Here is a 20605-nt window from a genome sequence, read left to right as displayed (position 1 = left end):
GCCGGTGGTCACGGTCGCAGCGGCAGGCTGCGCAACCGTGGTCCGCCCGCGGCCCGGACCGCGTTGGCCACCGCGGCGGGCACCGGGCCGACCACCGGTTCGCCCATCCCGTGCGGCGTCTGCCCGCCGCCGACGAACGCCACCCGGATCGGCGGCGTGTCGGCCATCTCCAGGATCGGGTACGTGTCGAAGTTGTCGGACACGACCTGTCCGTCGTGGACCCGCAGCCGCTCGCACAGCGTGGAGCTGAGTCCCATCACGACCGAGCCCTGGGCCTGCAGCTTCGCCCCGGCCGGGTTGACGACCAGCCCGCAGTCGACCGCCACGTCCACGCCGGTGACCCGCAGCCGCCCGCCCGACAGGTCGACCTCGGCGACCATCGCGACCACGGTGCCGACGTCGCCGGAGCACGCGATGCCCCGCCCCCGGCCCGCCGGCAGCGGCTCATCCCAGCGCGCCATCCGCGCCGCGGTCTGCAGCACGCCCCGCAGCCGCCGCCCGTCGTCGCTGCTGTCGCTCAGGTGGGCCAGCCGGAAGGCCAGCGGGTCCGCTCCCGCGGCCTCGGCCAGCTCGTCGAGGAAGCTCTCCAGCGCGAACGTGTTGGGCATCAGGCCCAGGCCCCGCCACGGCCCGGTCGGCACCGGCAGCTGCTCGCGGCGGTTCACCAGCCGGTAGGCGGGCAGGTCGTACGGCAGGAACAGGCCGAGCAGGCCGCCCGGATCGAACCCGATCAGGCTGCGCACCGGCTCGGGCAGCCCGGCCACGGCCCAGATGATGTCGCCGGCGGCGCTGCGCTGCTCGACGCCCCGGATCCGGCCGTCCGGCCCGACCGAGCCGCGCATCCTGGTGTGCGTCGGCGGTCGGTAGAAGGCCTGCCGCAGGTCGGTTTCACGGGTCCAGCCGACGTGCACCGGCCGGCCCGCGGCGGCCGACAGCCGCGCCGCCTCGACGCCGAGATGCTGGCCGCCCTTGCGCCCGAACGACCCGCCGAGCAGGGTGACGTGGACGACCACCGCCCGGTCCTCCCCGAACGCGGCGTGCAGGTCCTTCGTCACCGACTCCGGGCTCTGGGTGGGCACCCAGACCTCCACCTTCCCGGCCGGTCCCGGCTCCACCGCGGCCAGCGCCGCGAGCGGTTCGAGATGGGCGTGCGCGGCGAGCGGCGTACGGTACTCCGCCTCCACGATCCGGCCCTGCCCGAGGGCGCCCCGGATCGAGCCGTCCCGGCGCAGCACCACCCCGGCCCCTGCGGTGACCTGCTGTTCCAGCTCGCGGTCGCCGACCCGGGTGCCCTCGCTCCAGCGCAGTTGAAGTGCCGCGACCGCGGCCCAGGCCCGCGTCCTGGTGTCGGCGACGACTCCGGCGAAGCCCGCCGGCACGTCGATCACCACCTGCTGCACGCCGGGCATGCCCGCGGCGTCGCCCGGTGCGGCGCTGAGCAGCTCGGCGCCGAACCGGGGCGGCACGGCGAACGCGCCGTAGCTCATGCCGGGGACCCGGGCGTCGTAGCCGTAGACCGCCTCCCCGAGCAGCTTGGCTCTGATGTCGACGCGGGGTGCGGAGCTGCCGATGCTGGTGAACTCGCCGGCCGGGCGCAGCGCCGGCTGCTCCGCGGGCTCCTGCCACGGGCCGGTGTGCGCGCTGATCACGTCGGTGTAGGCGAGCTGCCGCTGGGTGCCGGTGACCAGGAACCTGGCGTCGACCGCGGTGAGGCTCGCCGGGTCGACGCCGAGCTGCCGGGCCGCCTCGATCGCCAGCATCGCGTGCACGGTGGCGGCCGCCTCGCGGATCGGGGTGTACAGCGATGCCACCGAAGTGGACCCGAAGGTGAACATCGCCGCGAGCGGGAACCCCCGCCCGGCGTCTGCCTGCACCACGGTCAGCTGGTCCGGCCGCACCCGCAGCTCCTCGGCGGCCACCTGGGCCAGCGCCGTGTGGATGCCCTGGCCCATCTCGATCTTGGGCACGTGCAGGGTGATGCCTGCGCCGGTCAGCTCGAACCACACCAGCGACGACTCGGGGATCTCGGCCGGCCCGGTGCCTCGCTCCAGCATCCACTCGGCCAGTGTCGGGCGGCCGTACTCGATGGCGAGCGGCGCGCCCACGAGCAGCGAGCCGAACGTCGCCCCCGCCCCGATCAGCAGGCGGCGGCGGGTGACCCGCCAGCGTCCAGGGCCGCTGCCCGGCGGGTCGCCGGCGGGAGCGTCGGTCATGGCTCGCGCGCCAGCTCGGCGGCGCGGGCGACCGCCGCCTTGATCGTGTTGTATCCGCCGCAGCGGCAGAGGTTGGGCCGTGCCGCCTCGGCGATCGCGGCCTCGTCCGGGTCGGGATCGCGGGCCAGCAGCGCGACGGCGGTCAGCACGTGACCGGGCAGGCACCAGCCGCACTGCAGCGGGTTCTCCACGAACGCCTGCTGCACCGGATGCAGGGTGACTGTGCCGTCGGCGCCTCGTTCGGCCAGGCCCTCCAGCGTCACGACGGGCCGGTCGCCGACCTCGGCGGCAGTGAGCTGGCAGCTTCGCACCGGCTCGCCGGCCAGCAGGACGGTGCAGCAGCCGCAGGCTCCGATGCCGCAGCCGTACCGGGTGCCGATCAGGCCGAGCTCGTCGCGGAGCACCCACACCAGCGGCTCGTCGGCGTGTTCGACGGTGTGCTGCCGCCCGTTCACCAGCAGCCGCATCAGGTTCGCTTCTCGATCACGCGCAGCGCCGGCGACGGCCGATGGGGGAGGCTCAGCATACGGAGCAGTGTAGGCAGCCGGGAGTGGCACGACCACCGTGTCCATCCCGGACGGCGGGAGGATGCCGCGTCACCGCGCGGCGAATCTCGTCGTCAGAGCAGCGGGCCGTCGCCCGGGCCGTCGGGGTCGTCGACCACGTGCATCGCGGCCTCCTCGGCGCTGGCGCCGCCACCGTCGATCCCCACGTCCCAGGCCACCGCGTCGGGCTGGTCGTCCACGCCGAAGCCCTGGTCGTCGGCCACCAGCCGGCCGGTGCGCGGCTCCTGCTCGTACCCGCGGCGGATCAGGTCGTCCTCGTCCTCGGCCTCCTCGGCGTACGGGTCGACGTCCGGCTCCTCCGCCGCGAGATGCTGCTCCAGGGACTCGCCGGCCAGCGCCTCGGCGGGCGTGGTGCCGTAGCGGTTCGCCGCGGTCCAGCGGTCGGCCGCGACCACGCCCGTGTCGAGTGGATCGGTCACCCGATCGTCGTCGAGCGTGTCGGAGGCGTCGAGCACGCCGTCGTCCTCCACCGCATCCCACTCGCCGATGCCGTCTATCCCGTCCTGGCTCATGCGCCCCTCCTGGCTGAAGCTGGCGTCGCCGGTATAGGCCAGCTTAGCGCGGCGGGCACCGCCCGGATCGGTGATCGTCTCCGCGCGTGGCCGCGCCGGCGGCGGGTTCACAGCCAGTCCTTGCGCTTGAACAGGGCGTAGAGCGCGATCGACAGGCCCGCGATGAGCGCGGTGGACACGACCACGCCGAGCCGGGTGCCGAAGCCCGGATACGGCACGTTCTGGCCGTAGAAGCCGGTGATCGCGGTCGGCACGGCGATGATCGCGGCCCAGCTGGTGACCCTCTTCATGACGAGGTTGATGCGGTTGGCCTGCATGATGAGGTTGCTCTCGACGGTCGTCGACGCGAGGTCCCGCAGGGACTCGGTCCATTCCGTGGCGCGCATGACGTGGTCATAGACGTTCTGGTAGTACGGCCGCATCGTCTCGTCGACGACGCGCAGGTCCCGGTGCAGCAGCGTGCTGACGACGTCGTCCATCGGCAGCACCATCCGGCGCAGCTCGACCAGGTTGCGGCGCAGCTGGAACAACCGGCGCTGCACGGTCCGGTCCTGGGACATGTGCTCGTCGAACAGCAGCTTCTCGAGGTCCCCGATGCCGTCGTCGAGCTGGTGTATGACCGCCAGGTGGCCGTCGACCAGGTGGTCGAGCAGCACGTACAGCAGAAAGGCGACGCCCTGCGCGGCGAGCTCGGGCGCGGCGTCCCAGCCGGCCACGACCGGGTCCATGTCGAAGCCATGGTCGCGGCGCACCGTGATCATGGCCCGTTCGGTGATGAGGACCGTGATCTCGCTGAGGAGCAGCGAGGTGCCTTCGCCGTCCAGCGCCGCCGCGTACGCGTTGAGGAACAGGTGCGTGGCGTAGCGGTCGAGTTTCGCGCGCTGCGGCCCCTGCAGGCAGTCCGCGATGGCCAGCTCGTGCAGCCCGAACTCCGGCTCCAGCATGGCGAAGTCCGCGAAGGTCGGCCGGCACAGGTCCAGCCACACCACCGCGGCCGGGTCGGCCAGGTGCCCGGGGATCTCGTCCGGCGCGAAGTCCTCCAGCACGCACACCCCGCCGCGGTACAGCCGCGTCCGGAACCGACGGTCCGACGTCGCCTCGGTGTCCCTAGTCGGCGACATGGATGACGATCTTGCCGCGCCGTTTTCCCTTCTCGAGCGCCTCATAGCCCGCGCGCGTCTCGGCCAGGGGCAGGACGCGGTCCACCACCGGCCGCACCCGGCCGTCGTCGACGAGCCCGGCGATGGCGCGCAACGCCTGCGGATCGGGCTCGACGATGAAGAACACCGCCCGCACGCCGTGCCGGGCGGCCTCCTGCTGGTCGGGCGGCGCGGCGATGGCCACCAGCACGCCGCCCGGTTTCAGCACGGCGAAGGATCGCGTCTGCGTGGCCCCGCCGACCAGGTCGACCACCACGTCCACGTCGCGGACGTGGTCCTCGAACCGCTGGTTCGCGTAGTCGATCACCTGCTCGGCACCGAGCCCTCGAACGAAGTCCAGGTCGGCCGCCGAGGCGGTGGCGCTCACCCGGGCGCCGAGCCCGGCCGCGAGCTGCACCACGTAGCTGCCCACCCCGCCCGCGCCGCCCTGCACCAGCACGTGCTGGCCGGGCTGGAGACCGGCGTGGACCACCAGCGCCTGCCAGGCACTCAGCGCGGCGAGCGGGATCGCCGCGGCGTGCTCGTGGTCGACGGTGGACGGTTTGGCGGCCACCAGGGCGGCGGGCAGCGCCACGTACTCGGCGGCCGCGCCGTCGTGGACGAACGGGATGAGCCCGTAGACGGCCTCTCCCTCGGCAGGGCTGCGGACCCCCTCCCCGGTCGCCGCGACGACCCCGGAGAACTCGTGCGACGGGATGACCGGGGTGCGCTCGGGTCCGGTGCCGTCCGCGGTGTACGTCCAGGTCTCCGGCCAGGTGAGCTCGTCGGGTGTCATCGAGGCGGCCTTCACCGCCACCAGCACCTCGCCGGGCCCCGGCTCCGGCCGCGGCGCCTGCTCGTACACCAGCTGTTCCGGGCCGCCCCGCGCGTGGGCTCGTACGGCGTGCATGGTGCTCATCCGACCGCCGCTCCTCTCGGACCGCCTTCGGTAGGGCCTCTGGCCGCGCGTGGGGCGGCCGGGGGCCTGACGCCTTCATTGTCCGGTAGATCGGCGGTCCCGGCCGGAGTTCAGCCGGTGTGGGCCGGGGCATGGGTCCGCGCAGATCAGCGGCCCTTGACATCAAGCCGACTTTAAGTCGCAAGCTGCTGACCATGACTGACGGGGTTCTTGACGAGGTGTACGAGCGGCTGCGGCAGACCGGTCCGGAGCGCGACGGCTGGCTGTCCAACCACGCGCCGATGGCGGCGGAGGCGCTGGTCCGGCACGGGCACGGCGCCCGGGTGCACGCCTGGCTCGACGACTACGCCGACCGGCTGTCCGAACGGCCGCGGGGCATCCAGCGCATCTCGGCGGGGGAGTGGCGCGAGCCGCTGGGTGACCCGGTCCGCACCGGTGACTGGCTCACCTTCTTCGAGCGGCGGCTCACCGAGCGGCCCTGGCGCGAGGTGCTGGTCGAGTGGTGGCCCCGGCTGCTGCCGGGGGTGGCCGCGGGCGCCACGCACGGCGTCATCCGGGTCGGCCACGCCGTCCGCGCCCTGCTGAACGGCGAGCACGACGGCGGGGCGGCACCGGCCCGGGTGGGCGAGCTTGGCGCGGGGCTCGCCTACTGGGCCGCCCGCTGGCAGCCGCTGGCCCCGGCGGGCAAGGGGCCCTACCGGTCGACCGACCCGCGCTCGGCGCTGGACGCGGTGCCCCGGGTGCCGCACCAGCGATCGGGCATCCGCACCCGGCTGGCGCAGCTCGCCGACCTGCCCGGCTGGCCGGAGTCGGCCGGCGCCGTGCCCGGTGACGCCGCGACCGGCGAGCCGGACCGCCTCGCCGCCATCGTCGAGGCGGCGGTGCTGCGGTTCGGCACGCACGGCCACGGCAACCCTGTGATGCTGGTGCACGCGGCCACCGCGCCGAACGCCATCGCACGGGTGCTGCCGGTGCTGCCCGCCGCGCTCCACGGACCGAGCGTGGCGGCCGCGTGGGCGGCCACCGCTGCGGTGACCAGCGCGTACTCGCCTCCGACGGCCCGCCCGATGCCGGTGCCGGGCGCCACGGACCCGGCCGACCTGATGGCGCGCGGCCTGCACGACCGGGACTCCCACGGCATCAAGTTCATCGACGCGGCCCTCGACGTCCACCTGCGCACCGGCGAGCGGGCGGTGCTCGACGTGGCCGCCTACGCCAACGACCTGATCGTCCGCGGCTGACCCGGTCGGCGTGGTCACCGGGCTGCCGCCCAGGACTTCCCGTGGCTGCGTCCGGGCGCCGGTGACACCGGCACCCGAACTTCCTTAAATCTCAACTTAAGGGAACTTTCACCGCAAACCACGCGACCAGTGGGCTACACCCCTGGCCGGCGCCGTCCAGGGCCCGCCCGCCTGATGGAGCCCGCCATGACCACCACGACCCGCCCCACCACGGCGCCACCGCAGGAGGAGCCCGCCGCAGACGCCGCAGGCGAACCGGCCGCCCGCTCGGCGCTCCACACCGGCCTCGGGCCGCTGCTGCGCCGCCTGCATTTCTATGCCGGCATCCTCGTCGCACCCTTCCTGCTCCTGGTCGCGGCGACCGGCCTGGCGTACGCGTTCACGCCGCAGTTCGACCAGATCGCCTACCACGACCTGCTGCACGTCGACACCGTCGCCGGCAGCCGGGTGCCGCTGTCCCAACAGGTCGCCGCCGCGCGGGCGCTGGTTCCCGGGGGCGAGCTCGTCGCCGTGCACCCGGCCGCGGCACCCGATGCCACCACTAAGGTCGAGTTCGCGCTGCCGGAGCTCGGCGACAACCAGCGCACCGTCTACCTCGACCCCTACTCCGGGCAGGTCCGTGGCGTGCTGACCACCTGGTTCGGCGCCACCCCCGCCACCACCTGGCTCGACCGGATGCACGCCAACCTGAACCTCGGCGAGCCCGGACGCCTCTACTCCGAACTCGCCGCGTCCTGGCTGTGGGTCCTGGTGCTCGGCGGCGTCGTGCTGTGGTGGCGCCGCCAGCAGGGCCGCCGCACCGCACGCCGCCTCCTGCTGGCAGAGCGCGCCGCCAGGGGCGTCCGCCGCACGCGTTCCCTGCACGCCGCCACCGGTGTCTGGCTGGCCGCGTTCCTGCTGATCCTGTCCGCCACCGGCCTCACCTGGTCCGAGCACGCCGGGGCGAACTTCGGTGCGCTGCGCTCGGCGCTCGACTCGGACTCCATCCCGCTGGACACCAGCCTCGACGGCACCGCGCCGTCCGGCACCGGCGGACATCACGGCGGCGGCACGGGCGCCCCCGCGCACGCCGACCTGGACGCCATCGCCGCGGCGACCGCGACCGCCGGACTCTCCGGGCCGACCAAGATCACCCCTGGCGCGGCCGGGCAGGCCTGGACCGTCGAACAGGTCGACAACACCTGGCCCCTGCGCAAGGACAAGATCGCCGTGGACCCGGCCACCGGCCAGGTCGTCGACACCGTCACCTGGGCCGACCAGCCGCTGCTGTCCAAACTCACCACCGTCGGCATCCAGCTCCACATGGGCGTGCTGTTCGGCCTGCCCAACCAGATCGCCCTGGCCCTCATCGCCGCCGGGCTCATCGCCGTCATCGTCTGGGGGTACCGCACGTGGTGGCGCCGCCGTCCCGTCCGCACCGCCGCCCCCTGGAGGCTCGGCACCCCGCCGGCGCGCGGCACGTGGCGGCAGCTGTCCCTGCCCGCACTGGCCGTCGCCGTGCTCGCCGCCGCGGCCGTCGGCTGGGCCATCCCGCTGCTGGGCTGGCCGCTGCTCGGCTTCCTCACGCTGGACGCGCTCGCCGGCCTCGTCGCGGGGCGGCGCAGGCGTCGGGCCGCGGCTGTGCCAGAGCAGGCCGCACGCTCGGCTTGAGCGGCGCCGGAAGCGGCCCGCGCCGCCGCTGTGTGGGACGGCGTGAAGCCGGCAGATGCCGTCGAGCACGAAATGCGATCATGTTTGCGCATCGGTCGGCTTAGGTCTCGGGGGAGACGCATGCGCACCATCTCCACCAGTATCAGCATCAACGCCACTCCGGAGGTGGTCTGGCAGGTGCTGTCGGACCTGCCCCGGTGGGCGGCGTGGAACCCGTTCATCGTCAACGCATCCGGCACCGCGGCCGTGGGCGAGAAGCTGACGCTGCGCATGGCGCCGGCCAAGGGCAGGGCCATGACCTTCACCCCGAAGGTCCTGGTCGCCGAGCCCGCCGCCGAGCTGCGCTGGCTGGGCCGGCTGCTGCTGCCCGGCGTCTTCGACGGCGAGCACGTGTTCACGCTGACGTCGCCTGAGCCCGGTGTCACGCACCTGGTGCAGAGCGAGAACTTCTCCGGTGTCCTCGTCCCGGTGCTGGGCGGGATGATCGCCGACACCGAGAGCGACTTCGCACGCCTCAACGCCGCGCTGAAGGCCCGCGCCGAGTCCCACGCCTGACCGGGGCTGTCTCCGGCCGCGTCCCACGCCCTTCGTCGGGGACGCGGCCGGGTGTGCCGGGTGATCGCTGATTCCGGGCGGAGACTGCGGTCACCGCCCAGATCCTGCCCGGAATCAGCAATCGCCACCGCGCCTGCGGCGAGCGTCCGCTGCGGACGGTACGCCGGGAGTGTCCGTGGGGCGGTACGGGGTCTTGGCGGCCGGCCTTCCGTCGTGGCTCAGTGATCCGGGGTGGTGGTCGCGGCGCCCGCGCGGGCGGCGGCGACGGCGGCGGCCGCGGCCCGGTGGGCGACGGCGTCGTCGATCGGCTCGCCCGTGACCAGGGCCCGGTAGTAGATCGGCGCGCCGACCAGGCGGATCACCTCGACGGCATCGGTGCCCGCGGGCAGCTGCCCCCGCTCGACGGCACGGTCGACGAGATGGGCGGCATGCCGGATGCGGGCGGCGTAGAAGTCGGTCAGCGCCTGCCTGGCCGCCGGGGTGTGGATCGCGGCGGCGATGACGGCGGTGACGGGCGCGCTGTCCACCGGGTCCTGCAGCAGCGCGACGATGCCGCGGGCGAGATCGCGCAGGTCCGACTCGACGTCACCGGTGTCCGGCAGCGGGATCGCGGCGGCGCTGAGCTCTCCGAGCAGGTCGACGACGAGTCCCTCGATGCTGCCCCAGCGCCGGTACACGGTCGTCTTGGCCACCCCGGCGCGCTGCGCGATCCTGTCCACGGTCGTCCCGGCGTACCCGGCCTCGGCCAGTTCGGCCCGCACCGCGTCCAGTACCGCCGCGCGGTTGCGGGCGGTCCGGCCACCCGGTCGCGCGGTTCCCGCCATGCCTTCGGCGCTCAAATGAAACTCCAGTTGCGTTTGTTGGGCGTTCCATGCTCCACTCTAATGCAACTGCCGTCCCATTTAGGGGGCGGGTCGCATCCGTATCGTGAGCGAGGGAACGCCGTGACACCAACCCCACCCGTCAGTCCGACCACGACCGTCCGACGACCCCGCAGCCGAGCGCTGGCGCTCGCCGTGCTGTGCACCATGCAGCTGATGATCATCCTGGACGGCACCATCGTCACCGTGGCGCTCCCGGCGATCCAGCAGGAGCTCGGCTTCTCCCCGGCCTCGCTGGCCTGGGTGGTGAACGCCTACCTGATCGCCTTCGCGGGACTGCTGCTGCTGGCCGGCCGGCTCGGCGACCTGGTCGGCGCCAGGCGGGTCTTCCTGGCCGGCCTGGCGGTGTTCACGCTCGCCTCGCTCGTCTGCGGCCTGGCCGCCGGCCCGGAGCTGCTGATCGCCGGGCGGTTCGCGCAGGGCGTCGGCGCGGCGCTGGCGTCCGCGGTCGTCCTCGGCATGATCGTGAGCCTGTACCCCGAGCCCGGGGCGCAGGCGCGGGCGATGGGCGTGTACAGCTTCGTCTCCGCCGGCGGCGCGTCGATCGGCCTGGTGGCGGGCGGCGTCCTCACCGAGAACCTCGGGTGGGCCTGGGCGTTCCTGATCAACGTGCCGATCGGCGCGGCGGCGCTGCTGCTCGCCGTACGCCTGCTGCCCGCGCAGCGCGGCATCGGACTCGGCCAGGGCGCCGACGTGCTCGGCGCCGTGCTCGTCACCCTGGGACTGTCCACGGCGGTGTACGCGATCGTCGCCTCCGCCGAGCCCGCCACCACGCCACGGCAGACGCTCGTGCTCGGCGTCGTGGCCCTGGTGCTGCTCGGCGGGTTCGTCGCCCGCCAGGCGACGGCGGCCCGGCCGATGCTGCCACTGCGGATCTTCCGCAGCGCGCAGCTGTCCGGCGCCAACGTGGTGGTGGTGCTGGTGTTCGCCGCGGGCTTCGGCTTCCAGTTCCTCAACGCTCTCTACCTGCAGCGGGTGCTCGAATTCAGCGCCATGCAGACCGGCCTGGCGTTCCTGCCGGGTCCGGTGACGATCGGGGTGGTCTCACTCTTCCTCGCCGCGCGGCTGGTCGCCCGGCTCGGCACCCGCACGGTGCTGCTCGCCGGGCTGGCCGTGCTCGCCGTCGGTCTGCTGCTGCTCGGCCGGGCGCCGGTCGGCGGGAGCTACCCCGTCGACGTCCTGCCGGTGCTGGTCCTGATGGGACTCGGCATGGGGCTGGCGATCCCGGCGGTGATCATGCTGGCGATGTCCGGCGCGCGGCCGGCCGACGCGGGGCTGGCCTCCGGCCTCAACAACACCGCGCAGCAGGCCGGTGCCGCGGTCGGTCTCGCCGTGCTGGCCACCGTGGCGGCGTCGCACACCGCCACCCTGCTCGACGGCGGGGCCGATCCGGTGCGGGCCCTGCGCGACGGATACAGCCTGGCGTTCGTCGTCTCCGCGGGGTTTGTGCTCGCCGGGCTCGCCGTCGCGCTGCTCATCCGCCCGCAGCAGCCGTCGCCGGCGGCGGAGCAGGCGGCCGAGCCGGTCCTCGCGGTGCACTGACGCGGCGGCCGGGGCAGGGCCGCGGGTGCCGACCGCCGTCGCTGCCGTCGGTCGGCACCCGCGGTGAGCGGGCCGCTCCGGCGCCTGCCGTGATCATTGTTACGGCAGGCGCCGCACCCGAGCCCGCCGAACCGTTGGTAGGGCTAGCGGCGCGGGGAGTCCTTGACGAACACGACCCCGTCGATGGCGGTCAGGTGGGCCGGGTCCAGCGGGGCGTAGCCGTAGTAGGGAGACACGCGCGGCGCGGGCTCGTCCAGGGCTGCGGCCAGCCGGCGGGAGCCGATCAGAGTGCGGTCCTCCGGGAGCGCGTACAGCAGCCCCTCGACGGTGTCCGGGGGTGGGGCGTCCACGCCGTGGTGGCGCAGGGTGCCCAGCGCCGTGGCCAGGAAGGCGTACTGCTCGCCCAGGTGGGCGTGCACGATCGCGCCGGCGCTCCACCACTCCAGCAGGCGGCCGCCCATCCGCATCGAGCTGCGGGGCCGCTGCAGATGGGCGTTGTGGGCGTGCGCGAACGCCGGGCCCCGTTCCAGCACGGCGAGCAGGTTGGCGGCCATCAGTGCATCCCGCAGCCCCGCCAGCCGCGCGAAGCGGTCGGGCGACGGGTCGGCCATCGCGGAGTGGTAGCGCAGCAGCCCGACGGCGGAGCGGCCGTGCAGGCGCGTCCGATCCAGGCTGTCGCGGGTGGACGCCGCGGCCAGGTGTGGCAGCTGCGTGTCGAGCAGCGCCACCAGATCGTCGGCGAGCAGTCGCAGCTCCCGGGCCTCGGGCGTGCGACCCACGGAGGCGGCCGGGTCGCGCATCGCGGCGGGCTCGGTCCACCGGTCGTCGGCGCCGAGCAGGCGGTCGAGCGTCTCCGCGGAGCAAGGAAGTAGGTCGGCGTCCACCCAGGACGCGAGGTAGCCGTGCAGCGCGGTGAGCGCCTGCCGGGGGCTCGCGGCGCCGGCGGTCTCCAGCTGCCCGTCGACCCCGGCGAAGCGCACCTGCCCGGACGCGGGCCGACCCTCGTTGTACGCCCGCATCCAGCGCACCAGCTCGCGGTTGGCCGCGGACGCGCCGAACCCGTGGCTGAAGCCGCGCTCCATGACCTCGTCGAGGGTGCCCGTGCCCGAGGTGACGTAGTCGTCGACGAGCAGGCCCAGCACGCAGTCGCTCTCGATCGCGATCGTCCGGTAGCCCTCCTGCTCGGCGAGCTGCCGGAAGAGGTCGTTGCGTACGTCGAGCAGCACGTCCTCGCCGTGCGTGGGCTCGCCGAGGGCGAGCAGCCGCGGCCTGGCCGGGAGCAGTTCCAGGACGGCGGCGGCGGTGACAGGGCGGGCGGCTTGCTTGATACCGGCAGTCATTCCCTCAACGGTATCGTTGAACCAGCGGTGGAGACTTCGGCGCGATCGGGAGCGGTCAGGTGCGGAGAAACCTTCAAGACGATGTTCGGCTCAGGCCGATCGACCTGGCCCGCGGGCACGGCCTGTCCACGCAGGCGGTCCGCAACTACGAGGAGGCCGGCATCCTGCCGGAGGCCGCGCGCACCGTGCACGGCTACCGCACCTACACGCCGCGGCACGCGCAGGCCCTCAGCGCGTTCCTCGCGCTGCTGCCCGGACACGGCCACGCGACGGCCACCGCGATCATGCAGGCGGTCAACCGGGACGCCCCCGAGGACGCACTCCGGCTCATCGACGAGAGCCACGCCCAGCTGCTCGACGACCGCCGCACCCTCCAGGCGGTCGAGGCCGCGCTGCGCGACCTCGCACCCGTGCCGGCCGGACGCGGCGACACGTTCGTCGGGCCGCTGTCCAGAAGGCTCGGCATCCGCCCCGCCACCCTGCGCAAATGGGAACGCGCGGGGCTGGTCCAGCCGCGCCGCGACCGGCAGACGGGCTACCGGGTCTTCAGCGCCGCCGACGTGCGCGACGCGCTGCTGGTCCACCAGCTCAGGCGGGGTGGCTACCTGCTGGAGCAGATCGCCCCGCTGATGGCCCAGGTCCGCTCCGCCGGGGGCGTCGCGCCGCTGGAGTCGATGCTGGGCGACTGGCACGCCCGGCTCTCGGCCAGGAGCCGGGCCATGCTCGCCGGCGCCGCCGCGCTGGACGCCTATCTCGGCTGCCGGGCGGCTGCGCCCGAGCCGCATCGGGCGGCCGGCGAGCGCCCGAGGGCAGCGGTGGCAACGGCTTGAGGCCACCGGCGGGGGTGCTGTACGGTGCGCCGGTGCATCAGACCGTGACCACCGCGCTGGACCTGCTCACCGGCAAGTACGTCTTCCCCGACCGGGCCGCCGCCGCTGCCGACGCCGTGCGCGAGCGCCTGGCCGCGGGCGACTACGAGGGTCTCGACGAGGCCGCGCTCGGCGAGCGCCTGACCGGTCACCTGTTCGACGTCTGCGCCGACCGGCACCTGCGGGTGCGCCTGCGCGAGGCGGGCGCCGCCGGGCGGACCGGCCAGGCCGACGCGGCCGCCGCGTGGGCCGAGTACCTGCGGCTGACGGGATACCGCATCGCCCGCGCCGAGCGGCTGGACGGCAACGTCGGCTTCCTCGACCTGCGCGGCGTGTCGGATCCGGCGCTGGGCGGCCGGGCCATCGCCGCGGCGATGGAGCTGGTCGCGCACACCGACGCGCTGATCATCGATTTGCGCCGCAACCGGGGCGGCGCGCCCGACGGCGTCGCGTTCTGGTGCAGCTACTTCTTCCCCGACGCCGACACCCACCTCAACGACGTGTACGACCGCGGCACCGGCCGCACCCGGCAGTACTGGACGCTGGGGCACCTGCCCGGCGCCCGCTACCTCGACCGGCCGGTGTACGTGCTCACCAGCGACTTCACCTTCTCCGCGGGCGAGGAGCTGGCGTACAACCTGCAGGCGCTGGGCCGGGCCACGCTCATCGGGCAGACCACGCGCGGCGGCGCCCACCCGACGGACGCGTTCGCGATCACCGACACCCTCGAGATCACCATCCCGACCGCCCGCTCGATCAACCCGGTCACCGGGACCAACTGGGAGGGCGTGGGGGTCAAGCCCGACCTCGAGGTGCCCGCCGAGCAGGCGTTCACCGTGGCGTACCGGGCGGCGCTGCGCCACGTGCTCGACACGGCCACCGCTCCGCTGATCCTCGACGAGGCGACCGAGGCGCTGCGGGAGCACACCGACTAACCGGCGCTGGCCGCGTACCGGCCAAGGTCCGCGAGTCGCGGGTCGACGTCGGGAAAGGAGCCGTCGCCGAACAGGATCCGCGCCGCCAGGGCGTGACCCGCTCGGTGGCGCAGCGCCGCCACCGCCGCCTCCGCCGCGGCGGGGGACCGGATGCCGGCGAACAGGCGCCGCAGCAGCAGCCGCCCGCGGAACCGCGCCCGCAGCGCGTTGCCGTCGTAGCGCCGCAGCAGGTGCTCGTCCCCGGTCCGCAGGTATCCGGCGGCCACCGAGGCGGCCAGCTCGGACAGGCGCAGGCACGGGTCCAGCCCGCCCGCCGCCTGCGCCGTGCGGCGCGCGTGCTCGTAGACGCCGGCCATGTCCGCCACGCGGTACTCGTCCCGGTCGCTGCGCAGCCGGATCGGGGCACGCCGGGACGGCGGGTACAGCAGCACCTCGCGCACGCCGGGCCCGAGCAGGTGCTCCGGCAGGTCGAAGTCCTCCAGGGTGCGGCGTACGAAGATCCCGGTCGTGCGGATGCCCGCCGACAGCGACCTGCGCCGGTCGACGACCATCACGTCGAGCCCGCGCTCGGCGAGCAGCCGCGCTGTGTGCAGGCCCGCCAGGCCCGCCCCGACCACCAGTACATCCACCGTCCGCATGCCCTGTGACGGTAGGGATCGCACCCCGCGCATGCCCCGGTCTGCACACCATCCGCGCGGCATCTCCACACCGCCGCCACAGCCGCACCCGACCGGGCGCGGCCTGCTCCGCGTCAGCACACGGCGGGAGCGCCGTCACCACTCCGTGCCGCCAGCGCCGACACGTCCGGCCAGGCGATGCGGTACGCCTGCGGCGCGCCGGCGAGGCGGCCGGGGACACCGCCGGGCGGCGCGACGGGTGCCAGCCCGGCCCGGATGCCGCCGAGCGCCTGGTAGAACCGCTGTGCGGCGGAGTTCTGCGCGAGCACGCGCAGGTACATCGCGCGCGTGGCGGCGCCCTCCAGGACGGCCCGCGCCGCGCAGGCCATGAGCGCCGAGCCGGTGCCCGAGCGCCTGCGGTCGTGGGCCACGTGGAGGTTGTCGACCAGGCTGCCCCAGCGGCCGTCGGCATCGAACACGATGTGCACGAAGCCGACAAGTCCGGCGTCGTCCTCGGCCAGGACGGTCCGGCCCGGCACCGGGGCGGCCAGGCGCTGCGTCCAGACGGCGAGCCGGTCGGCGATCACGTCACCGTCCAGGAACGAGTCGGCATAGGCGCCGCGGTAGTGCCGTCGCCAGCTGTCGGCGTGCAACCGTGCGACGGCTTCGGCGTCGGCCGCGTCCCCGACGCGTACCCGCAGCGAAGTCATGCGGCCCCCAGCGACCGCACGTGGTGCCGGTGCTGGAAGAGCGCGAGACACCCGCACCCGGATTGACCACTTCGCCGCGCCATCGACGCTCCCTCCGATTCGGACGAGAACTGATCATATAGAGGCTCCGATGCGGTGCGAACACGTGTCACGCCGATGCGTGACCAGGCCGGTCGGTGCCTCACCCGACCAGCGTCGGCTCCTCGGGGGTGGACAGGCTGAACAGGGCGCCGACGACCGCGGGAGACTCACTGATCCTCGCCTCCAGACGGCGCAGGCGGACGGCGACATCCGACTCCGCGCCGTCGCCCGCGAGGTCGACCCGGCCCACGACGGAGATCATCCGCGGCCCGACCACCTCCAGCCGCAGGTAGGTGACCCGCGCCAGCTCGGGCATGTCCTGCAGCGACCGCAGGACGGCGGCCCGCACCCGCTCGTCGGCCTCCTGCCCGACGAGGAAGCGGCGGTTGCGGTTGATGAGCACCACCGCCACCACCACGAGCAGCACCCCGACCAGGATCGACCCGACGGCGTCCGGGACCGGCGAGCCGGTGATCTGGTGCGCGGCCAGCCCGGCGGCGGCCAGCACCAGCCCGATCAGCGCCGCGGCGTCCTCCGCGAAGACCGCCCGCAGCGTCGGATCCGAGGTCGCCAGGACGTGCTCGATGAGATCTCGCTGCAGGAGCCGCGCATCGGCCCGCGCCTGGCGGGCCGACTGCAGGAACGAGATCCCCTCCAGCACGAAGGAGACCGCCAGCACGACGTACCCGATGATGAAGTCCTCGGCGGGGGTGGGGTCGCGCAGCTCGCCGACGCCGTGCGTGATGGAGAAGGCGCCACCGGCCACGAACAGCCCGACCGCCGCGAACAGCGACCACACGTACGCCTCGCGGCCGTGGCCCAGCGGATGCGCCCGGTCCGGCGGTCGCGCCGCCCGGCGGTTGGCGATGATCAGGAAGACCTCGTTGCCCGCGTCCGCCCACGAGTGGGCGGCCTCCGCCGTCATCGACGCCGACCGGGTGAGCGCCGCGGCGCCCGTCTTGGCCACCGCGATGAGCAGGTTGGCCACTAGTGCCACGGCTACGGTGACGAAGCTGTCGGAGCCCTGCGGGCCGCCCGCCGTGTCCCAGGCGAACCCGCCCGGCGCGGGGTCTCCGCCGCGCGCCGACCCGGCCGCGTCGCCTGATCCGTCCATGGGCTCCCGTCCCGCCACTGGTCCGGCTCCGACCATATCGCCCACGGGCGCCGCGTACGGGCTGCCGCGACCGTCCGGACCGGCCCGGGGACGTGCCGCCGTGGCACGCCCCCGGGCACCCGGTCACGGGCTGGTGCAGGTGGCGGTGGACGGCACCGCCGTGTCGCCGTTCGGCCTGGTGGCCTGGAAGCCCCAGGTGGTGGTGGCGCCCGCGCCGAGGGTGGCGTTCTGGCCCGGGATCCCGCGCGCGGTCACCGTCTGCCCGCTGACCGTCACCGCGGCGTTCCACGACCCGGTGAGGACGTGCCCGGCGGGCAGGGTGAAGGTGACCGTCCAGCCGTTCAGGGTGGCGGTGCCGCTGTTGGTCACCCGGTTGGGCTGCATGACGTACCCGGTGCCCCAGCCCGTCTGCAGTGTCAGCGTCGCCGAGCAGCCGCCCCCGCCCGCCGTGGTGACGGTGACCCCGGCGGAGAACGTCGACAGGTTCCCGGACGCGTCCCGCGCCCGGACCTGGTAGCGGTAGGTGCTCGCCGGGCTCAGCCCGGTGTCGGTGAACGTGGCGGTCGTCGAGACCCCCACCGTCGCGAAGCTCCCGCCACTGCTGCCGGGCGCCCGCTGGATCTCGTACCCGGTCACGCCGACGTTGTCGGTCGAGGCGGCCCAGGTCAGCGTGGTCGCCGTCGCGGTCGTCGCCGACGCGGCGGGCGTGCCCGGGACGGTGGGCGGCTGGGTGTCCTGCGGGCACGGCGGCGGCAGCGCCGAGACCGGCGCGGTGAGGGCCGAGGTGTTGCCCGCGCCATCGCGCGCCCGGACCTGGTATCGGGCCAGGCCGCGCAGCGTGTCGGTGAACGTCGTCGCGGTGGTCGTGCCGACGGCGACGAACGGGCCGCTGTCGGTCGCCCGGAACACGTCGTACCCGGTCACGCCGACGTCGTCGGTGGACGCCGTCCAGCGCAGGGTGACCGTCATGCGGCAGTCGACGGAGGCGGTCAGCCCGCCGGGCACGCTCGGCGGCGTGGTGTCACCCGGGACCGTGCCGCCGAGCAGCGGGGTCAGCGCCGGATACCACCGGTCCGACATCTTCTGGAAGCCCGAGTCGTCCGGGTGTACGCCGTCGCTGGTGTCGGCGGCGGTGTCGAACCCGGTGAACTGGTCCACCACCGTGACCGGCGACTGGGCGGTGGTCTTCGCGGCGGCCCAGGCCGGGATGGCGGCGTTGAGCGCGGCGACGCCGGTGGGGCACCACGCGCAGCCGCTCGGCGTCATCGGGATGATCTGGGCGACCAGGATCCGCATGTTCGGGTTGCTCGCCCGCATCTGGTCGACGAGCTTGCCGTACGCGGCGAGGATCGTCGCGGTGGGGAGGTTGCCCCAGATGTCGTTGGTGCCCAGGTGCATCAGGACGATGTCGGGCCGGGTGGCGCTCAGCCAGCCCGGCAGCTGGTTCTGGTCGGCGATCCCGGTGGCCCGGAACCCGCCGTGCCCCTCGTTGTCGCCGTCCCAGCCGGAGACGCCGCAGCCGCCGCCGGGCAGCGTGCCGACGAAGTCGACGTCGGTGAAGCCGTTGGCCTGCAGCCGGTTCCAGAGCACGGCGCGCCAGCAGCCGGGTCCGCCGGTGATCGAGTCGCCGAGCGGCATGACGCGGACCGGGGTCGCGGCCTGCGCGGGTGACGCGGCGATCGTGACGGGCAGCGCCATCGCGAGCGCGGCGAGTCCGGCCAGGACGGCGCGGCCGAGCCGGGCCAAGGAAGTGGGCGGTCCGTGGAGCACGGCCCGCAACGGGCCGGCGTGCGATCGAGACATGGGCGTGCCTCCTGTGGATGGATGTCATTGCTTCAATGGAAGCGCTCCCACCTTGCGGTGCCGCCAGCGGGAAGTCAAGCCGGAGGGTTCAGCGACCGGACGTCGTCACCCGGGTGCGGGCCACTGCCGCCGCGAGCTGGTCGCCGGTGATCAGCTCCTCGTGCGTGCCCGCCGCGCCGCAGGCGAACGCGCCCGACACCGCGCCCGCGCGCACGCACTCCTCGACCGGCCCGCCGGCCAGCCACACACTCATGAACGCCGTGCTGAACCCGTCGCCCGCCCCGTTGCTGTCGATCACCGGCCGCTCCGGCGCCACCGCGGGGAACCGGCGCACCTCCGGGTCGTCGCGGGTGAGGACGCGGCAGCCCGCCGCGCCCTGGGTCGCCACGACCAGGCGCGCGTGGCCGGTGTCGACCACACCACGCATGATCTCGTCGATCCGGTCCGGTGCGCCCTCGGCGCTCAGGAAGACCAGGTCCGCGGCGCGGGCGATGGCCCAGATCCAGTCCTGCTCGCCGTCCCAGGAGTGCAGGTCGGTGGAGGTGGTGACGCCCAGCCGCTGCGCGTCGGCGAACGCCCCGGCGGCGCGGGACGCCGCCACGTGCGCGTGCCGGGCCCGTTCCAGGTACGGCAGGTAGAAGTCGCGCGGCAGGGCCAGGTCGGCGGGGTGCCGGGCGTCGAAGAAGGAGAACCGGCGGCCCGCCTGGTCGACCAGGTTCACCGCGCGCGGCGTGCCGTTGGGTGCGGTCAGGTGGCTGAAGTCCAGGCCGGCCTCGGCGTAGCGGGCCAGCACCAGCTCGCCCAGCGGGTCCGCGCCCAGGAAGTCGATCAGCTTGGTGCGCAGGCCCAGCGCGTGGAAGCCGAGCGCGACCCCGTTGCCGGAGTGGGCGACGTAGTCGCGGATCGGCCCCACCGGCAGGAAGTCGCCCGGCGGCACGGTCAGCTCGGGCACCGGCACGATGGTGTCGACGCCGACACCGCCGAGCACCAGCACGTCGAAGTCAGCCACGGAATCCCACTTTCGGCGAGACGGCAGGAGACATCGGCCCGAGCGGTGGGTCCGCGTCAGCCTACCGGCGATCTCCGTCCGGTGCCGGCCCGTCCGCCGGAACAGGTGGCCGTCCGCGCCCACCTGTTCCGGGATGCGGGTACGTCCCGGAACAGGTGAGCCGCCGGGTGTCTGCGGTTCCGGGCCGCCGACCGTCGTGATCGGCGTGACCGTCTGGCAGAGTGGCCGCATGGAGACGGCACGGTTGCTCGCCCTGATCGCGGCGATGGTGACGATGGGGAACATGGCCGGGGTGTTCGGGCTCTACTCCCACACGGTCATGCCGGGCCTGCGCCGCACCGACGACCGCACCTTCGTGGGCGCGTTCCAGGCGCTGGACCGGGCGATCATCAACCCGTGGTTCATGCTCGGCGGCTTCCTCGGCGCGCTGGTGTTCACCGGCGCGGCCGCCGGGCTGCTGCTGGGCCCCGGCGGGGCGGCGCTGACCTGGACGCTCACCGCGTTCGCGCTCTACCTCGTGGTCTTCGTCATCACCGTCGCGGTGAACGTGCCGATGAACGACACGATCAAGGCGGCGGGGGAGCCGGACGGGATCGCCGACCTGGCGGGCGTGCGGGCGCGGTTCGACGAGGCGAGATGGTCGCGGTGGAACCTGGTCCGCACCGTGCTGACCACGCTCGCCGTGATCTGCCTGGCGATGGCGCTGATGGAGCACGGGCGCGGCTGACGGACACGGCACGGCGGCGACCGCGGTGCTGCGCTCTCGCGTGTGGCGGCGCCGCGCCCGGCCGGTCGTGCCATGGTCCACCATGGTGACCCGGAGCTGCGGGCCCGCATCGGCAACGTGCGCGCCCCGATCGAGGAGCTGAAGAAGCGCCGCATCCTGGTCGACCGGGACGAGGACGGCTA

19 protein-coding genes are annotated in these 20605 nt (G+C 74.2%); 7 read left to right on the top strand and 12 right to left on the bottom strand.

The genetic code is table 11. The annotated features are described in order from the left end of the window. Positions 1–8 precede the first annotated feature (8 nt). The 5 genes from AB0J67_RS02365 to AB0J67_RS02345 all read right to left on the bottom strand — a co-directional run bounded on the left by AB0J67_RS02365 (position 9) and on the right by AB0J67_RS02345 (position 5349). A complete protein-coding gene (locus tag AB0J67_RS02365) occupies positions 9–2213 on the bottom strand; it encodes a molybdopterin cofactor-binding domain-containing protein (RefSeq protein ID WP_363475382.1) in 2205 nt (734 codons plus the stop codon). Then, on the bottom strand, positions 2210–2680 hold the full coding sequence (locus tag AB0J67_RS02360) for a 2Fe-2S iron-sulfur cluster-binding protein (protein WP_363475380.1): 471 nt from the start codon (positions 2678–2680) through the stop codon (positions 2210–2212). The genes AB0J67_RS02365 and AB0J67_RS02360 overlap by 4 nt, the downstream gene beginning before the upstream one ends. Positions 2681–2832: 152 nt before the next feature. Continuing rightward, positions 2833–3291, bottom strand: coding sequence for a DUF5709 domain-containing protein (locus AB0J67_RS02355; RefSeq protein WP_363475378.1), 459 nt, complete (start codon positions 3289–3291; stop codon positions 2833–2835). Positions 3292–3398: 107 nt separating this feature from the next. After that, positions 3399–4412: a magnesium transporter CorA family protein gene (locus AB0J67_RS02350; protein ID WP_363475377.1), complete on the bottom strand. Its 1014-nt coding sequence runs from the start codon at positions 4410–4412 to the stop codon at positions 3399–3401. Beyond that, positions 4399–5349, bottom strand: a complete 951-nt coding sequence (locus AB0J67_RS02345; RefSeq protein WP_363475375.1) for an NADP-dependent oxidoreductase — start codon at positions 5347–5349, stop codon at positions 4399–4401. Before AB0J67_RS02345 ends, AB0J67_RS02350 begins: the two co-directional genes overlap by 14 nt. A gap of 194 nt (positions 5350–5543) precedes the next feature. Between AB0J67_RS02345 and AB0J67_RS02340 the strand changes: the two genes are divergently transcribed. The 3 genes from AB0J67_RS02340 (at position 5544) to AB0J67_RS02330 (ending at position 8795) form a co-directional block, all read left to right on the top strand. Further along, positions 5544–6590: a questin oxidase family protein gene (locus AB0J67_RS02340; protein WP_363475373.1), complete on the top strand. Its 1047-nt coding sequence runs from the start codon at positions 5544–5546 to the stop codon at positions 6588–6590. 186 nt (positions 6591–6776) lie between these two features. Further along, complete coding sequence (locus AB0J67_RS02335; RefSeq protein WP_363475371.1) at positions 6777–8240, top strand: PepSY-associated TM helix domain-containing protein; 1464 nt, start codon at positions 6777–6779, stop codon at positions 8238–8240. A 120-nt stretch (positions 8241–8360) separates the two neighbouring features. Beyond that, a complete protein-coding gene (locus AB0J67_RS02330) occupies positions 8361–8795 on the top strand; it encodes an SRPBCC domain-containing protein (protein WP_363475369.1) in 435 nt (144 codons plus the stop codon). Between the two features lie 218 nt (positions 8796–9013). Here AB0J67_RS02330 and AB0J67_RS02325 read toward each other — a convergent pair whose 3' ends face one another. Beyond that, complete coding sequence (locus tag AB0J67_RS02325; protein ID WP_363475367.1) at positions 9014–9619, bottom strand: TetR/AcrR family transcriptional regulator; 606 nt, start codon at positions 9617–9619, stop codon at positions 9014–9016. A 204-nt stretch (positions 9620–9823) separates the two neighbouring features. On the opposite strand from AB0J67_RS02325, the gene AB0J67_RS02320 reads away from it, so the two are divergent. Then, positions 9824–11218 (top strand): MFS transporter, encoded by a 1395-nt coding sequence (locus tag AB0J67_RS02320; RefSeq protein WP_363475365.1) that lies wholly within the window; start codon positions 9824–9826, stop codon positions 11216–11218. 143 nt (positions 11219–11361) lie between these two features. Here the strand turns inward: AB0J67_RS02320 and AB0J67_RS02315 are convergent, their stop codons facing one another. Then, positions 11362–12558, bottom strand: coding sequence for an erythromycin esterase family protein (locus tag AB0J67_RS02315; protein WP_363475364.1), 1197 nt, complete (start codon positions 12556–12558; stop codon positions 11362–11364). A 59-nt stretch (positions 12559–12617) separates the two neighbouring features. Here AB0J67_RS02315 and AB0J67_RS02310 point away from each other — a divergent pair, with 59 nt between their 5' ends. Together AB0J67_RS02310 and AB0J67_RS02305 are read left to right on the top strand one after the other, a co-directional pair. Beyond that, the gene (locus tag AB0J67_RS02310; RefSeq protein WP_363475362.1) at positions 12618–13388 is read left to right on the top strand and encodes a TioE family transcriptional regulator; all 771 of its coding nucleotides are present in this window, start codon (positions 12618–12620) and stop codon (positions 13386–13388) included. Between the two features lie 32 nt (positions 13389–13420). Further along, complete coding sequence (locus tag AB0J67_RS02305) at positions 13421–14362, top strand: S41 family peptidase (protein WP_363475360.1); 942 nt, start codon at positions 13421–13423, stop codon at positions 14360–14362. Here AB0J67_RS02305 and AB0J67_RS02300 read toward each other — a convergent pair. From AB0J67_RS02300 to AB0J67_RS02280, 5 genes are all read right to left on the bottom strand, one after another. After that, positions 14359–15000: an FAD-dependent oxidoreductase gene (locus tag AB0J67_RS02300; RefSeq protein WP_363475358.1), complete on the bottom strand. Its 642-nt coding sequence runs from the start codon at positions 14998–15000 to the stop codon at positions 14359–14361. The genes AB0J67_RS02305 and AB0J67_RS02300 overlap by 4 nt on opposite strands. Positions 15001–15113: 113 nt before the next feature. Further along, the gene (locus AB0J67_RS02295) at positions 15114–15689 is read right to left on the bottom strand and encodes a GNAT family N-acetyltransferase (protein WP_363475357.1); all 576 of its coding nucleotides are present in this window, start codon (positions 15687–15689) and stop codon (positions 15114–15116) included. A 181-nt stretch (positions 15690–15870) separates the two neighbouring features. After that, positions 15871–16884, bottom strand: coding sequence for a cation diffusion facilitator family transporter (locus AB0J67_RS02290; RefSeq protein WP_363475355.1), 1014 nt, complete (start codon positions 16882–16884; stop codon positions 15871–15873). Positions 16885–17007: 123 nt separating this feature from the next. Beyond that, positions 17008–18687, bottom strand: coding sequence for a GDSL-type esterase/lipase family protein (locus AB0J67_RS02285; RefSeq protein WP_363475353.1), 1680 nt, complete (start codon positions 18685–18687; stop codon positions 17008–17010). Between the two features lie 88 nt (positions 18688–18775). After that, positions 18776–19696, bottom strand: coding sequence for a carbohydrate kinase family protein (locus AB0J67_RS02280; RefSeq protein ID WP_363475352.1), 921 nt, complete (start codon positions 19694–19696; stop codon positions 18776–18778). A 229-nt stretch (positions 19697–19925) separates the two neighbouring features. On the opposite strand from AB0J67_RS02280, the gene AB0J67_RS02275 reads away from it, so the two are divergent. Next, positions 19926–20423: a DUF1772 domain-containing protein gene (locus AB0J67_RS02275; RefSeq protein ID WP_363475350.1), complete on the top strand. Its 498-nt coding sequence runs from the start codon at positions 19926–19928 to the stop codon at positions 20421–20423. Positions 20424–20605: the final 182 nt, after the last annotated feature.

Origin of the sequence: Catellatospora sp. NPDC049609, assembly GCF_040675365.1 — a bacterium.
GTDB lineage: Bacteria > Actinomycetota > Actinomycetes > Mycobacteriales > Micromonosporaceae > Catellatospora.
Note: the sequence above shows the minus strand (reverse complement) of the source record. Positions and strands in the feature narration are given on the sequence as shown.

Excerpts from the sequence above, each read along its gene's own strand:
- AB0J67_RS02365 (WP_363475382.1), bottom strand. The coding sequence starts at position 2,213 with ATGACCGACGCTCCCGCCGGCGACCCGCCGGGCAGCGGCCCTGGACGC.
- AB0J67_RS02360 (WP_363475380.1), bottom strand. The coding sequence starts at position 2,680 with ATGCGGCTGCTGGTGAACGGGCGGCAGCACACCGTCGAACACGCCGAC.
- AB0J67_RS02355 (WP_363475378.1), bottom strand. The coding sequence starts at position 3,291 with ATGAGCCAGGACGGGATAGACGGCATCGGCGAGTGGGATGCGGTGGAG.
- AB0J67_RS02350 (WP_363475377.1), bottom strand. The coding sequence starts at position 4,412 with ATGTCGCCGACTAGGGACACCGAGGCGACGTCGGACCGTCGGTTCCGG.
- AB0J67_RS02345 (WP_363475375.1), bottom strand. The coding sequence starts at position 5,349 with ATGAGCACCATGCACGCCGTACGAGCCCACGCGCGGGGCGGCCCGGAA.
- AB0J67_RS02340 (WP_363475373.1), top strand. The coding sequence starts at position 5,544 with ATGACTGACGGGGTTCTTGACGAGGTGTACGAGCGGCTGCGGCAGACC.
- AB0J67_RS02335 (WP_363475371.1), top strand. The coding sequence starts at position 6,777 with ATGACCACCACGACCCGCCCCACCACGGCGCCACCGCAGGAGGAGCCC.
- AB0J67_RS02330 (WP_363475369.1), top strand. The coding sequence starts at position 8,361 with ATGCGCACCATCTCCACCAGTATCAGCATCAACGCCACTCCGGAGGTG.
- AB0J67_RS02325 (WP_363475367.1), bottom strand. The coding sequence starts at position 9,619 with ATGGCGGGAACCGCGCGACCGGGTGGCCGGACCGCCCGCAACCGCGCG.
- AB0J67_RS02320 (WP_363475365.1), top strand. The coding sequence starts at position 9,824 with ATGCAGCTGATGATCATCCTGGACGGCACCATCGTCACCGTGGCGCTC.
- AB0J67_RS02315 (WP_363475364.1), bottom strand. The coding sequence starts at position 12,558 with ATGACTGCCGGTATCAAGCAAGCCGCCCGCCCTGTCACCGCCGCCGCC.
- AB0J67_RS02300 (WP_363475358.1), bottom strand. The coding sequence starts at position 15,000 with ATGCGGACGGTGGATGTACTGGTGGTCGGGGCGGGCCTGGCGGGCCTG.
- AB0J67_RS02295 (WP_363475357.1), bottom strand. The coding sequence starts at position 15,689 with ATGACTTCGCTGCGGGTACGCGTCGGGGACGCGGCCGACGCCGAAGCC.
- AB0J67_RS02290 (WP_363475355.1), bottom strand. The coding sequence starts at position 16,884 with ATGGACGGATCAGGCGACGCGGCCGGGTCGGCGCGCGGCGGAGACCCC.
- AB0J67_RS02285 (WP_363475353.1), bottom strand. The coding sequence starts at position 18,687 with ATGTCTCGATCGCACGCCGGCCCGTTGCGGGCCGTGCTCCACGGACCG.
- AB0J67_RS02275 (WP_363475350.1), top strand. The coding sequence starts at position 19,926 with ATGGAGACGGCACGGTTGCTCGCCCTGATCGCGGCGATGGTGACGATG.